This is a genomic window from Blastococcus saxobsidens DD2 (genome assembly GCF_000284015.1).
Taxonomy (GTDB): domain Bacteria; phylum Actinomycetota; class Actinomycetes; order Mycobacteriales; family Geodermatophilaceae; genus Blastococcus; species Blastococcus saxobsidens_A.
On the sequence record NC_016943.1, the window covers coordinates 1,220,008 to 1,233,009 of the forward strand.

The 13,002-nt window shown below is 72.4% G+C and carries 12 protein-coding genes and 1 CRISPR repeat array; of the genes, 5 read left to right on the forward strand and 7 right to left on the reverse strand.

Annotation, left to right across the window (positions count from 1 at the left end; translation table 11 throughout):
- Nucleotides 1-627, reverse strand: a complete 627-nt coding sequence (locus tag BLASA_RS05825; protein ID WP_014375111.1) for a TetR/AcrR family transcriptional regulator — start codon at nucleotides 625-627, stop codon at nucleotides 1-3.
- A gap of 89 nt (nucleotides 628-716) precedes the next feature.
- On the opposite strand from BLASA_RS05825, the gene BLASA_RS05830 reads away from it, so the two are divergent.
- The 3 genes from BLASA_RS05830 to BLASA_RS05840 are packed head-to-tail and all read left to right on the forward strand — an operon-like array spanning nucleotide 717 to nucleotide 5,542.
- Nucleotides 717-2,330: a carboxyl transferase domain-containing protein gene (locus BLASA_RS05830; protein ID WP_014375112.1), complete on the forward strand. Its 1,614-nt coding sequence runs from the start codon at nucleotides 717-719 to the stop codon at nucleotides 2,328-2,330.
- Nucleotides 2,331-2,381: 51 nt separating this feature from the next.
- A complete protein-coding gene (locus tag BLASA_RS05835; RefSeq protein ID WP_014375113.1) occupies nucleotides 2,382-4,382 on the forward strand; it encodes an acetyl/propionyl/methylcrotonyl-CoA carboxylase subunit alpha in 2,001 nt (666 codons plus the stop codon).
- Between the two features lie 5 nt (nucleotides 4,383-4,387).
- On the forward strand, nucleotides 4,388-5,542 hold the full coding sequence (locus BLASA_RS05840; RefSeq protein ID WP_014375114.1) for an acyl-CoA dehydrogenase family protein: 1,155 nt from the start codon (nucleotides 4,388-4,390) through the stop codon (nucleotides 5,540-5,542).
- A gap of 235 nt (nucleotides 5,543-5,777) precedes the next feature.
- Here BLASA_RS05840 and BLASA_RS05845 read toward each other — a convergent pair whose 3' ends face one another.
- From BLASA_RS05845 to BLASA_RS05855, 3 genes are all read right to left on the reverse strand, one after another.
- Nucleotides 5,778-6,242 (reverse strand): hypothetical protein, encoded by a 465-nt coding sequence (locus BLASA_RS05845; protein ID WP_014375115.1) that lies wholly within the window; start codon nucleotides 6,240-6,242, stop codon nucleotides 5,778-5,780.
- Nucleotides 6,243-6,397: 155 nt separating this feature from the next.
- Nucleotides 6,398-6,671: a CRISPR direct-repeat array (repeat unit 29 nt; unit sequence GTGCTCCCCGCGTCCGCGGGGGTGAGCCC).
- Nucleotides 6,672-6,954: 283 nt separating this feature from the next.
- Nucleotides 6,955-7,785, reverse strand: coding sequence for an ABC transporter substrate-binding protein (locus tag BLASA_RS05850; RefSeq protein ID WP_231839557.1), 831 nt, complete (start codon nucleotides 7,783-7,785; stop codon nucleotides 6,955-6,957).
- Nucleotides 7,786-8,079: 294 nt separating this feature from the next.
- Nucleotides 8,080-9,093, reverse strand: a complete 1,014-nt coding sequence (locus BLASA_RS05855; protein ID WP_014375117.1) for an NADPH:quinone reductase — start codon at nucleotides 9,091-9,093, stop codon at nucleotides 8,080-8,082.
- A 127-nt stretch (nucleotides 9,094-9,220) separates the two neighbouring features.
- Between BLASA_RS05855 and BLASA_RS05860 the strand changes: the two genes are divergently transcribed.
- Nucleotides 9,221-9,466, forward strand: coding sequence for a type II toxin-antitoxin system Phd/YefM family antitoxin (locus BLASA_RS05860; protein WP_014375118.1), 246 nt, complete (start codon nucleotides 9,221-9,223; stop codon nucleotides 9,464-9,466).
- Between the two features lie 42 nt (nucleotides 9,467-9,508).
- On the opposite strand, the gene BLASA_RS05865 is transcribed toward BLASA_RS05860, so the two are convergent.
- On the reverse strand, nucleotides 9,509-9,925 hold the full coding sequence (locus tag BLASA_RS05865) for a hypothetical protein (protein ID WP_014375119.1): 417 nt from the start codon (nucleotides 9,923-9,925) through the stop codon (nucleotides 9,509-9,511).
- A 147-nt stretch (nucleotides 9,926-10,072) separates the two neighbouring features.
- On the opposite strand from BLASA_RS05865, the gene BLASA_RS05870 reads away from it, so the two are divergent.
- Complete coding sequence (locus BLASA_RS05870; protein WP_014375120.1) at nucleotides 10,073-11,446, forward strand: IS4 family transposase; 1,374 nt, start codon at nucleotides 10,073-10,075, stop codon at nucleotides 11,444-11,446.
- 126 nt (nucleotides 11,447-11,572) lie between these two features.
- Here the strand turns inward: BLASA_RS05870 and BLASA_RS05875 are convergent, their stop codons facing one another.
- Nucleotides 11,573-12,007 (reverse strand): cupin domain-containing protein, encoded by a 435-nt coding sequence (locus BLASA_RS05875; RefSeq protein ID WP_014375121.1) that lies wholly within the window; start codon nucleotides 12,005-12,007, stop codon nucleotides 11,573-11,575.
- Between the two features lie 132 nt (nucleotides 12,008-12,139).
- Nucleotides 12,140-12,961 carry a helix-turn-helix domain-containing protein gene (locus tag BLASA_RS05880; protein WP_014375122.1) on the reverse strand — a complete coding sequence of 274 codons (822 nt, stop codon included), beginning with the start codon at nucleotides 12,959-12,961 and terminating at the stop codon, nucleotides 12,140-12,142.
- Between the last annotated feature and the right edge of the window lie 41 nt (nucleotides 12,962-13,002).

The following is a 13,002-nucleotide window of genomic DNA, read 5'->3' on the forward strand; positions in this document are numbered from 1 at the left end:
TCAGCCGGTCGCGGCGGCCCAGGCCATCCGGCGGAGCAGGTCGCCCGTCGCCGGCCGCCCGAGCCGGCCGGCGCTGTGCGGCGTGGAGTTGATCAGACCGAAGACGGCATGCGCACGGACCCGGCAGGCGGCGGCGTCCGCGCCGGGGTGCAGGCGCGCCAGCACCGCCACCCACTCCTCGACGTAGCGCCGCTGCAGCCGGCGCACCTGCGCGGCGTCGGCGTCGGCCAGCGACGGGAGGTCGCGGTCGTGGACGACGATCAGCGCCGGGTTGTCGAGCGCGAACTCCACCTGGAAGTCGATCAGCGCACGCAGCTCGTCGGCCGGATCGGGCCCCGCCTCGGAGATCCGCTCCCGGGCGCCGTCGGCCAGCCGTTCACTGATCCGGACCAGCATCTCGGCGAGCATCGCGTCCTTGCTCGCGAAGTGCCGGTAGATGGCCGGACCGGTGACCCCCACGGCGGCGCCCACGTCGTCGACCCCCACCGCGCGGGCCCCGCGCTCGGCGAACAGCTGCGCCGCGGCCTGCAGGATCTGCTCCCGCCGGGAGGGCCGTCGGGTGTCGGCGATCAGCGCCGTGTCGCGCGCGGACCGGGCGGGTCCCGCCTGCGACCGGGCCGTGGTCATGGCACGAATGCTAGCCGCGACGTGAACGGTCGTTCACCCCCGACGTGCGGAGTGGACCGCGGCTGTGAACGACGGTTAACCTGCTGGGCGTGGACGCACCGGTGCTGCCCCGGACCCTGACGGCCGACCCGGCCGCGGCCGCACGCAACGCCGCCGCGCACGCCGGGCTGGTCGCCGATCTCGCCGACCAGCTGCGGCGGGTGGCGCTCGGCGGCGGTGAGCGGGCCCGCGAGCGGCACACCGCGCGCGGCAAGCTGCTGCCGCGGGAGCGGGTCGACGCCCTGCTCGACCCGGGCAGCCCCTTCCTCGAGCTCTCGCCGCTGGCCGCCCACGGTCTGTACGACGGTGATGCGCCCGCGGCCGGGATCATCACCGGCATCGGCCGGGTCGCCGGCCGAGAGTGCGTCGTCGTCGCCAACGACGCCACGGTCAAGGGCGGCACCTACTACCCGATGACGGTGAAGAAGCACCTGCGGGCGCAGGAGGTGGCGCTGCACAACCGGCTGCCCTGCATCTACCTGGTCGACTCGGGAGGGGCCTTCCTGCCGATGCAGGACGAGGTGTTCCCCGACCGCGAGCACTTCGGCCGGATCTTCTTCAACCAGGCGAATCTCTCCAAGGCGGGGATCGCCCAGATCGCGGCCGTCCTGGGCTCCTGCACCGCCGGGGGCGCCTACGTGCCGGCCATGAGCGACGAGGCGGTGATCGTGCGCGAGCAGGGCACGATCTTCCTCGGCGGGCCGCCGCTGGTGAAGGCAGCGACTGGCGAGGTGGTGACGGCGGAGGACCTCGGTGGCGGAGACCTGCACAGTCGGGTCAGCGGGGTCACCGACCACCTGGCCGACGACGACGCGCACGCCCTCCAGATCGTCCGCCAGATCGTCGGCACGCTGGGCCCGCGGGAGCAGCGGCCGTGGGACGTGGCACCGGTGGAGGAGCCGCAGTACCTGCCGGAGTCGCTGTACGAGGTCGTGCCGCCGGACCCGCGCACGCCCTACGACGTCCGCGAGGTCATCGCCCGGCTGGTCGACGGCAGCCGGTTCGCCGAGTTCAAGCCGCTCTACGGGCAGACGCTGGTCACCGGCTTCGCGCGGCTGCACGGGCACCCGGTCGGCATCATCGCCAACAACGGCGTGCTGTTCGCCGAGTCCGCGCTCAAGGGCGCACACTTCATCGAGCTGTGCGACCGGCGCGCGATCCCGCTGCTGTTCCTGCAGAACATCACCGGGTTCATGGTCGGCCGCGACTACGAGGCCGGCGGCATCGCCAAGCACGGCGCGAAGATGGTCACCGCCGTCGCGTGTGCCCGGGTGCCCAAGCTGACCGTGGTCATCGGCGGGTCGTTCGGCGCCGGGAACTACTCGATGTGCGGCCGGGCGTACTCGCCCCGGTTCCTCTTCACCTGGCCCAACGCGCGCATCTCGGTGATGGGCGGCGAGCAGGCGGCCTCGGTGCTGGCCCAGGTGCGCCGGGACGGGCTCGAGGCCCGCGGCGAGGAGTGGCCGGCCGAGGACGAGGAGGCGTTCAAGGCGCCGATCCGCGACCAGTACGAGTCGCAGGGGCACCCGTACTACGCCACCGCACGGCTCTGGGACGACGGCGTCATCGACCCCGCCCACACCCGCACCGTGCTCGGCCTCGCCCTCTCAGCGTGTGCCAACGCCCCCCTGGAGGAGGTCGGTTATGGCGTCTTCCGCATGTGACGACCGCACTCATGGCCATACGTACGGATCGGACGGGGAGTGGTGAGCGGGATGTTCGACACCGTCCTGGTCGCCAACCGCGGCGAGATCGCCGTCCGGGTGATCCGCACGCTGCGCGAGATGGGCATCCGGTCGGTCGCCGTCTACAGCGACGCCGACGCCGGAGCGCTGCACACCCGGCTGGCCGACGTCGCCGTCCGGCTCGGCCCCGCCCCTGCGGCGCAGAGCTACCTGTTGGTCGAGCGGGTGCTCGCCGCCGCGGCGGAGACGGGCGCCCAGGCGGTCCACCCCGGCTACGGCTTCCTGTCGGAGAACGTCGAGTTCGCCCGGGCGTGCGAGTCGGCGGGGATCGTCTTCATCGGCCCGCCGGTCGCGGCCATCGAGGCGATGGGCGACAAGATCCGCGCCAAGCAGACCGTGATGGCCGCCGGCGTCCCGGTCGTGCCGGGCCGGAGCGAGCCGGGGATGAGCGACGAGGAGGTGGCCGAGGCCGCCGTCGCCGCCGGTTTCCCGGTCCTGCTCAAGCCGAGCGCGGGTGGCGGTGGCAAGGGCATGCGCGTCGTGCGGTCGAAGGACGAGCTGCCCGATGCGATCGCCGGTGCGCGGCGCGAGGCGCGCAGCTCGTTCGGCGACGACACGCTGCTGGTCGAGCGCTACGTCGGCAACTCGCGGCACATCGAGGTGCAGGTGCTCGGCGACACGCACGGGACGGTGATCCACCTCGGTGAGCGCGAGTGCAGCCTGCAGCGCCGGCACCAGAAGGTGATCGAGGAGGCGCCGTCGCCGCTGCTGGACACCTCGATGCGGGCGTCGATGGGCCGCGCGGCGGTCGAGGCGGCGAAGGCGGTCGGCTACACGGGCGCGGGCACGGTGGAGTTCATCGTCGACGCCGACCGGCCACGGGACTTCTTCTTCCTGGAGATGAACACCCGGCTCCAGGTCGAGCACCCGGTCACCGAGGCCATCACCGGGCTGGACCTGGTGGAGCAGCAGATCCGGGTGGCGGCCGGCGAGCGGCTGCCCATCGACCAGAGCGACGTCTCGCTCGACGGGCACGCCATCGAGGCGCGGCTCTACGCCGAGGACCCGGCCCGCGGTTTCCTGCCGCAGGCCGGCACCGTGCTCGCCCTGATCGAGCCGGCGGGCCCCGGTATCCGGGTCGACAGCTCGCTGGCCGTGGGATCCGTGGTCGGCACCGACTACGACCCGATGCTCGCCAAGGTCATCGCCTGGGGTCCCGACCGGGAGACCGCGCGGGCCCGCCTCGTCGGCGCGCTCGGGCGCACCGCCGTCCTCGGCGTGAGCACCAACGCCGCGTTCCTGCGCGCACTGCTCACCGACGAGGACGTCGTCGCCGGCCGGCTCGACACCGGGCTGATCGAGCGTCGCGGGAACGACCTCACGGCGGCGGACCCGGTGCCGGAGTCGGTGTACGCGTCCGCCGCCCTGGCGCTGCAGCTCGAGGCCGAGCCCACCGGTCCGGTCGTCGACCGGTTCGACGTGCCCGACGGCTGGCGGCTGGGTGAGCCGGCGTGGACCGTGCGGCGCCTGCAGGCGCCCGGTGGCGAACCGGTCGTGATCCGCCTGCGCGGCCGGGCTGCCGATGCCGAGCTGTGCATCGGGGACGGCGCCCCGGTGCCCGCCCGGGCGGCTCGGTACGGGGACGACCTGGTGGTGACCGTCGGCGACTGGACGGCCCGCTACGCGGTCGTGCACGTGGGCGGTTCGGTGTGGCTGGCGGCCGACGGGCGGGTCACCGAGCTGCGCGAGCAGGAGCGGCTGGCGTCGTCCGCGGCGGGCGCGGCGGCGGGTGACGGCGTCGTCACCTCGCCCATGCCGGGCACCGTGACGGTGGTGCAGGCCTCGGTCGGGGACGAGGTGGAGGCGGGCACCCCGCTGCTCGTCGTCGAGGCGATGAAGATGGAGCACGTGCTCACCGCCCCGGTCGCGGGGACGGTGGCCGAGCTCGGTGTGACGGCGGGCCAGACGGTCGCGCTGGACGAGCGGCTGGCGCTGGTGATGCCCAAGGCGCCCGATCAACAGGAGCTCTGACCCAGATGTTGGACTACCGGCTCAGCGACGAGACCGAGGCGCTGCGGAAGACCGTGCAGGAGTTCGCCCGCGAGGTGATCGCCCCGCAGATCGGCGAGTTTTACGAGCGCGACGAGTTCCCCACCGAGATCGTGCGGCAGATGGGCGAGCTCGGGCTGTTCGGTCTGCCGTTCCCCGAAGAGTACGGCGGGGCGGGCGGCACGTACTTCGACCTCTGCGTGGCGCTGGAGGAGCTGGCCCGCGTGGACAGCTCGATGGCGATCACCGTCGAGGCCGGCGTCTCCCTCGGCGCCATGCCGATCTACCGGTTCGGCACGCCGGAGCAGAAGCAGGAATGGCTGCCGCGGCTCTGCTCGGGCGAGGCGCTGGGTGCCTTCGGGCTGACCGAGCCGGGCGGGGGGTCGGACGCCGGGGCGACCCGGACCACCGCGCGCCTGGAGGACGGGCAGTGGGTGATCAACGGCTCGAAGGCGTTCATCACCAACTCGGGCACCGACCTGACCCAGCTCGTCACGGTCACCGCCGTCACCGGGACGCGGCCGGACGGCGGCAAGGAGATCTCGGCGATCATCGTCCCATCGGGCACGACGGGTTTCACCGTGGGCCAGCGGTACTCGAAGGTCGGCTGGAACGCCTCCGACACCCGGGAGCTGTCCTTCGACGACGTCAGCGTGCCCGAGGAGAACCTGGTGGGGGAGCGGGGCCGCGGCTACGCGCAGTTCCTGTCGATCCTCGACGAGGGCCGGATCGCCATCTCGGCGCTCTCGGTCGGGCTGGCCCAGGGGTGCGTGGACGAGTCGGTGAAGTACGCCGGGGAGCGGGAGGCGTTCGGCCAGCCGATCGGGAAGAATCAGGCGGTCCAGTTCATGATCGCCGACATGGAGGTCCGGGCCTCGACCGCGCGGCTGGCCTACTACCGCGCCGCGGAGAAGATGCTGCGTGGTGAGCCGTTCAAGCGCGAGGCCTCGATCGCCAAGCTGTACAGCTCCGAGATCGCCATGGACAACGCCCGCTACGCCACCCAGGTGCACGGCGGCTACGGGTTCATGAACGAGTTCCCGGTGGGCCGGTTCTACCGGGACGCGAAGATCCTCGAGATCGGCGAGGGCACCAGCGAGGTGCAGCGGATGCTCATCGCCCGGGATCTCGGCGTCGGCTGACGCCGCGAGTCCGCGCTGACGGCAGGACGTCCGCGGCTCGGCTCTGCCTACCGGGATGCCCGGCGCGCGATGCGCTCGCGTGCTTTCCGCTTGAGCTCAGCCAGACCCTTCGTGTCACCCTCTGGACTAGCCATCAAATCCGGGTCGGCGGGGAAGAGATTCTCCCAGTCCGGGACAGGGGCGTGATCGTCCGCTGCGGATCTCGGCGTGGTCTGTGACATGGCAACCTCCCTCCTCAGATCAGGTTCACGATAGCGCCGACCAGAATGGCCACGCTGGCGCCGAGGCGCAGCGCCGCGGCCAGGCGGAGAAAGCGGAGTTTGACCAACAACTGCTGCTCGTCCCGGGCCTGGAGGTCGATCCGGGTATTAAGCAAGACCAGACGCGCGGTCGTCGGATCGACGCCAAGGTATCGGTCACGCAACAACCCGACGTCGATCGCCTTGTCGACCCGCAGGCCCAGTGACCGCACCGCTGCGGCACCGGCAGCGACGGCAATGACCTGACCGATCAAGCCGGCGATCTCCGGCCGGGCGCCGACGAGAGCGACGAGGACTCCCGCAGCAGCCAGCACGAGACCGTTCTTGGTATCCAGGCTCGACGCCCGAGTGCGGTACGAGCCCTCCACGCGGACGAGCGCCGACTCTACGACGTCGAGCGACGGCACCGGATGCGGATCGATCCGCGGTGGCGTGGTCATGAGGCGAGCTGCTCGCGGAGCGAGATGGCCTGGCTGACCACTGCTTCGTGATGGTCCACGCGGCGACTGTAGGACCAGGGTGAGACGCTTTCGACTGGGCAGCACCGCCAGTGGTACCTCGTCGGCCAGATCAGGGGGCTCATGTCCATCACGCAGTGCTCCCCGCGTCCGCGGGGGTGAGCCCGTGTACATCGGCCCGGACGAGCCCCACTGGGCGTGCTCCCCGCGTCCGCGGGGGTGAGCCCACGTCGTCGGGCAACAACCACTCTGGACGGGAGTGCTCCCCGCGTCCGCGGGGGTGAGCCCGCCACCGCCCGGTCCTGGGGCAGCGCGCCGAGGTGCTCCCCGCGTCCGCGGGGGTGAGCCCGCGCGGCTGAACTCGTCAGCGGTGACCGCGGTGTGCTCCCCGCGTCCGCGGGGGTGAGCCCACCCCGAAGCGCGGGCAGGACGGCTACCACGAGTGCTCCTGCGTCCGCGGGGGTGAGCCCCGCTCACATACTGGGCCAGCAGGTCACGTGCCGTGTTCCCCGCGTCCGCGGGGGTGAGCCTCTCGGGCGCCGCCGCCCCAGAGGACGACAGGTGCTCCCCGCGTCCGCGGGGGGTGATCCCCGCCGGCGCCGGTTTTCGGACAGGCGGTTCGGCGCCTGCGACGGCCGGCCGGCGGGGCGGTCGGCCGTGGCAGGGGCCCCGTGACGTCAGGGGCCCGTGGGAGTCACAGGCAGTTCGTGCCGGCGAGCTTGGCCTCCACGTCGTCCAGGACGATTCCCGCGCCGATCGGCCCGATCCCCAGCATCCACTCGTCGTCGTCGACCTCGAAGGCACAGTCGGGCACGGCCTCCAGGAAGTCCCACACGGCGGTGACGCTGCCCTTGGTGGTCGCCCCCGGGTCGCCGTAGGCGGTCGAGAACACGATGTCCGCGTCGGCCTGGTCGATGAGCTCCGGGCTGATGTAGACCATCGAGTACTCGTCGTAGGGCAGCTCGGGAAGGGTGAATCCGACGTCGGCGAGGATGCTGCCGGAGAAGGTCTCGGGGCCATAGATGCGCGTCTCGTCGGGGAGGAAGCGCACGATCGAGGCGCTCGCCCCGTCCGCGCCGAGAGCATCGCCGATCTCCTGGGCCCGGCTCTCGTACTCCGCCAGCGCCTCCTCGCCTTCCTCGGCCATGCCCAGGGCTTCGGCCGTGGTGCTGAAGATGGCCTGCCAGCCTTCCTCGTAGTCGGTGAGGACGGTGGGGGCGATCTCGCTGAGCTGGTCGTAGATCTCCTCGTGCCGCACGGAGGAGGACAGGATCAGATCGGGTTCCAGCGCTGCGATGGCCTCGAGCTCGGGCTCCTCGATCGACCCGACGATCTCGATGCCCTCCGTGCGGTCACCCAGGTAGTCCGGCAGGCCGCCGGCGACATCGGACTGCACCGACCCCACGGGCGTGACCCCCAGGGAGAGGGCGGTGTCGAGGTGCGGGGTGTCGAGGGTGACGATCCGCTGGGGCTCGGCAGGGACCTCCGTCGTCCCCATGACGTGGGAGACCGATCGGGTCTCCACCGCATCCTCCTGGGCAGAGGTCTCCGGGGCGTTCTCGGAGGAGGAGCCACAGGCGCTGAGGGCGGTCACAGCGACTGCGGCGGTGGCGAGCATGCGTAGGCGCACGGGGCGCACTTCCTTTCGGCGGCACGAGCCGCGCGGACGAGGGCGGGGCTCGCAGCCGTCGTCGACCTGCTGCTGCCCCAGGGCCGTGAACGCGTCTATTAGGCCAGGCTTACCTCAGTCCACTCCAGCCGGGTCCGCCCGCGGGGGGACGGTGGGCCGCTCGACGGAGCCGCTGGTCGTCCGCCGCGGTCAGTGGGTGACGTCGATCAGCACCTTGCCGACGGCGCCGTCCTGCACCGCCTGGTGCGCCTGCGCGGTCTCCGCCAGCGGGAAGACGTGCAGCGGCAGACCGGCGCCCTCGCCCACCCCGACCGCGCCGTCGGCCACGGCGGTGGTGACGTCTTCGATGCCGAGCGCCTTGGCGCGCTCGGGCTCGGTGTAGACGAGCACGAACTGCCAGCGGGCGTTGAGCCCCATCTGCGCGCGCACCGGCACGGTCACCTCGGCGCCGCCGTCGTCCGCGTACATGGCGACGGCGCCGTGCGCGCCGATCACCTGCGCGTCGACGCCGGCGTTGACCGCGGCGGACACCTCGACGATGGCGTCCACGCCCTTCTGGGCGACCGTGCGCACCTCGGCGACGACGTCCTGCTCCTGGTAGTTCACGACGTGGTCGGCGCCGGCCGCGGCGGCCAGCTGGGCCTTGTGCGGGCTGCTGACCGTGGCGATCACCGTGGCGTCGGACCAGCGGGCCAGCTGGATGGCGGCGTTGCCGACGGCGCCGGCCCCGCCCTGGACGAGGACCGTGTGCCCGGTCAGCGCGCCGGGGCCGAGCCGGTCGGGCAGCGACTCGGCGACGGTCAGGCAGCGGTGCGCGGTGAGGAACGGGATGCCGAGCGCTGCGCCCAGCTCGAACGACGGGTCGGCGCCCAGGAGGACGACGTGCCGCGCGGGCACGACGGTGGACTCGGCGGCCGTGCCCCAGGGGCGCTGCCAGGCGGCCTCCCAGATCCACACCCGCTGGCCGAGCATCGCCGGGTCGACGCCCTGCCCGACGGCGTCGACGGTGCCGGAGCCGTCCTGGTTCGGCACCTGGCCGTCGGGACCGGGTCGGGCGGTGGTGCGGGACTTCCAGTCGGTGGGGTTCACCCCGGAGAAGGCCACGCGGACACGCACCTCGCCGGGTCCGGGCTCGGGCACGGGGCGGTCGGTGAGCTGGAGGACGTCGGGACCGCCGGGCCGGGTGTAGGTGATGGCACGCACCGTAGGCCGCTACCCGCGGATGGCTCGATCACCCCCGAGGTGCGGCAACGACGGCGGGCCGGCCGCCGATCGAGCGGGGAGGAACTCAACGGTCGTACGGTTCTGCCACCACCGCGGAGGGAGCAGCATGGCCATCACCGTGAGCGCGGCCCGTCAGCGTCTCGGTTCGCTGATCGAAGAGGTCGACGCCGATCAGGTCGCGGTCGCGATCGTCTCGAAGCGGGGGACGGCGTTCCTCGTCTCCGCACATGAGTACCACTCGCTGAAGGAGACCGTGCACCTCCTGCAGTCGCCGAAGAACGCACAGCGCCTGCGGGAGAGCCTGTCCGAGGTCAGCGCCGGAGGGTTGGCGGAAGACCAGGCCGCCCGCTGAGGATGCGGCACCAGCCCTGCGCCGACCGGGGCTCCCCGGTGGTCAGCCGGGCGGCGCGTCCTCATCGGTGGGCCACTCGGGGACCGGGAGCCCCGCGAGGACCAGCAACCGCTCGACGGTCTGCTCGACGACCTCGTCGGTCGGCGGCACGCCGCCGGGGGAGGCCATGAGCCCCCGCAACTCGGCCGGCTCGACCTCGGTGCCCACCGCGTCCTTGACCCACCGGGCGAACCCGGCGGCCTCCGCATCGGTGTCCACCGGCACCGAGGCGTCGGGCTCGTCGAAGTACACCCGCGGCTCGTAGCCGAGGAAGAAGCGGCCTCCGGTGGCATCGGCCGCCCGGTAGTCGACGGTCGCGATGTCGCTGTCGTGCACGTCGACCATGAGGAACGGCACCGCGGTCGGCCGACCGGTGCGCCAGCGTCCCTCGCTGTAGACGAGCGTCCCGAAGTACCCCATGCATCGAGGCTAGCCGCAAGGCCGTTCAGTTAGCGGCAGCGGTGAGGTGTCAAGGACGTCGTTGTTGCGGCGTGTCGATGCGGGAACAGGCAACGGAGCTCCGGTAAGAGGGGACGTCCGCCAAGACGATCTCCACCGGGAGCTCCGTTGCCCGTCGAGTCTGACATCAGCCAGGTCGTTCGTGTGGTCAACGTCGCCGGAGGCCGGTTCGCGCCGGGTCATCTGGGTGAGCTGACCCAGATCGTGCCGTTCGAGATGGTCGACGCCGTGCTGGCCAAGACCGGCACGGTGCAGCAGCGGGTGCGGGACCTGCCCTCGCGGGTGGTGGTCTACCTGCTGCTGTCCGCGGTGCTGTTCGCCGAGTGCGGCTACCGGCAGGTGTGGGATCGGATGACCGCCGCCCTGGACGGGCTTCCCGTGCCGGCGCCGACTCCTGCGGCGCTGGCCGCGGCGCGCCGCCGCATCGGTGCGGCACCACTGCGAGCCTTGTTCGACCTGCTCCGCGGGCCGGCCGCCGGCCCGGCCACCAAGGGCGTGTGGTGGCGGGGCCGGCTGGTGACCGCGATCGACGGCACCACGATGTGCTGCCCGGACACCCCGGCCAACCTGGTCGTCTACCGCAAGGGCGGCGGGCACCACGGCGGCACCGGCTATCCGATGATCCGGCTGCTGGCCCTGGTCGCCTGCGGCACCCGGGGGCTGCTGGCCACCACGTTCGGGACAACCGGCCGCGGTGAGACCGGCTACGCCACCGACCTGGTGCCGGCCATGCGCGCGCCGATGATCGTGCTGGCCGACCGCAACTTCGCCGCCGCCGATCTACTCGCCCAGATCGCCGACCGGGGTGCGGACCTGCTGGTCCGGGTCAAGACCGGACGCCGGCTGCCGGTCTGCGCCCGCTGCGCCGACGGGTCCTGGCTGTCCCGGATCGGCCCACTGGAGGTCCGGGTCATCCGAGCCGAGATCACCATCACCACCCCCGGCGGGCAACGCACCGAGGTCTACCAACTGGTCACCACGGTGACCGACCCGGACTGCCCGGCCACCGAGCTCGTCCGGCTCTACCACGAGCGGTGGGAGATCGAGACCGCCTACTGCGAACTCAAGCAGACCATCGGAGACGGACGGGTCCTGCGCGCACGCACCCCCGCCGGCCTCGAGCAGGAGATCTACGCCCTGCTGGTGGCCTACCAGGCGCTGCGGATCACCATCGCCGACGCCACCCTCACCGCACCCGACGTCGACCCCGACCGGGGCAGCTTCACCATCGCCCTGAACACCGCCCGCGACCAGCTCATCAAGGCCGCTGGGGTCATCGCCGAGACCACCGTCGACCTCCTCGGCGGCATCGGCCGGCAGGTCCTTGAGCACCTGCTGCCCGACCGCCGCTGCCGGACCAGTCCGCGCGTGGTCAAGCGGGCGATTTCCAACTACGCCCCACACACCGCCAGCGGGCGCCTCCGCGGCCCCAGCCACAAGGCCACCATCAGCATCGACGTCCTGGTCCACCCCGACCCTTGACAACCGAGCCCGACGCCTAACTGAACGGTATTGAGGCTAGCCGCCGGGCCGCCGCATCCCGGGCCCTCGTCAGACCCGCAGGCGTTCCCGCGGGAACGCCCGGAGCACCCGCTCGTGGTTCTCGAGCTAGGCGAGCGAGCCCGGCGGCAGGTTGACCACGATCGCCTCCTGGCTGCTGCGGGCCAGGACGACGACCGCCTCCTCGTCGCCCGGGTTCTCCTCACGGTGCGGCGTCCACGGCGGTACGAACACGTAGTCGCCCGGCTCGGGGGTCAGCCGGACCTCCTCGCCGTCGCGGGCGAAGACGAACACCGGCCGGCCCGAGACCACGTAGATGCCCGTCTCGGAGTCGCCGTGGTGGTGGTTGGCCGAGGCGGTGCCCGGCGCGACGTGCGCCTCGCCCATCCAGACCTTCTCCGCCCCGACGCTCTTCCCTGACACGGCTTCCTTGCGGGTCATGCCGCTGCTCTGGCCGGTGTCGCCCGACAGCTCGGCCGCGCGGACGTGGCGCAGCGGCCGGTGCCAGTGGTCGGTCGTGTCCGAGGACTGGTCCTGAGCCATGTGCGGACGTTAGCGCCGATCCCGGTGGCGGGCCATCCTCCGCCGACGGCGGGCCGTACTCCGTCGTCCGCTGGCGGGCCGGTCGGCCGATCGCCTACAGGTGAGGGTCGTCGCGGCATGCGGGTGGAAGCCTCACCCGTGCCCGAGGCCCGCCGCCCGGGCCCGCTCCTCGACCGTCCGCACGGCGGTGCGCAGGTCCTCGAGGTGGCGCTGCACCGCCGTCGGCAGGGAGAGCACCTGGCGGCGCCAGGTGAGGTTGATGCACCCCACGACCCGGCCGTCGACGCGGACGGGCATCGCGATGGACTCCCGGCCGTCGTCGACCTCCGACCGCGGCCGGTCGTGGTCCCCGCCGAAGTCGGGTGCCCGGACGCCGTAGCCCCGCCGCCGCGTGGTCTCGACCATCCGCCGGACGGCGGCGTCGTCGCGGGCCAGCCGGTAGGCGGGGTCCTTCTTGAGTCTCAGGCGGGCGAGCACCGCCTCGAGTTCCTGCTCGGGGCAGAAGGCCAGGTAGGCCCGCCCGGACGCGGACCCGAGCATGTTCACCCGGAACCCGTGCGGCCGCGGCGGAAGACCGTCGAAGTAGGTGCGCGAGCTGTTGGTCTCCAGCGTCTCCATGTGGTCGAGTCGCGGCACCGAGAAGATCGAGGGCCACTGCAGCCGCCGGGAGAGCTCGCCGAGGACCGGTGAGGCGATCTCGACCAGCCACTCGCTGTCGTCGGTCTCCATCCGGCGCTGCAGGGTGTGGCTCGGGAGGAAGGCGCCGTCCACCATCCGCTGCCAGACCAGGCCGTGCTGGTAGGCGGTGACGAGGATCCGCGTCAGCGTCGGCTTGGAGATGCCGGTGGCCAGGTGGAGGTCGTGCAGGCTGGCCGCCCGCACCTCCTGCAGGACTCGGAGCACCTCCAGCCCGCGGGCCAGGGAGTCGATCGTCTTGACCCGGTACTCGCGCACGGAACCTCGATCCACCTGCTGCTTTTCACTGCGTGAAATCG

Bases quoted from the DNA above. Each gene is read 5' to 3' on its own strand.
- BLASA_RS05835 (WP_014375113.1), top strand. From the start codon at position 2,382: ATGTTCGACACCGTCCTGGTCGCCAACCGCGGCGAGATCGCCGTCCGG.
- BLASA_RS05845 (WP_014375115.1), bottom strand. From the start codon at position 6,242: ATGACCACGCCACCGCGGATCGATCCGCATCCGGTGCCGTCGCTCGAC.
- BLASA_RS05865 (WP_014375119.1), bottom strand. From the start codon at position 9,925: ATGGGGTACTTCGGGACGCTCGTCTACAGCGAGGGACGCTGGCGCACC.
- BLASA_RS05875 (WP_014375121.1), bottom strand. From the start codon at position 12,007: ATGGCTCAGGACCAGTCCTCGGACACGACCGACCACTGGCACCGGCCG.
- BLASA_RS05840 (WP_014375114.1), top strand. From the start codon at position 4,388: ATGTTGGACTACCGGCTCAGCGACGAGACCGAGGCGCTGCGGAAGACC.
- BLASA_RS05825 (WP_014375111.1), bottom strand. From the start codon at position 627: ATGACCACGGCCCGGTCGCAGGCGGGACCCGCCCGGTCCGCGCGCGAC.
- BLASA_RS05860 (WP_014375118.1), top strand. From the start codon at position 9,221: ATGGCCATCACCGTGAGCGCGGCCCGTCAGCGTCTCGGTTCGCTGATC.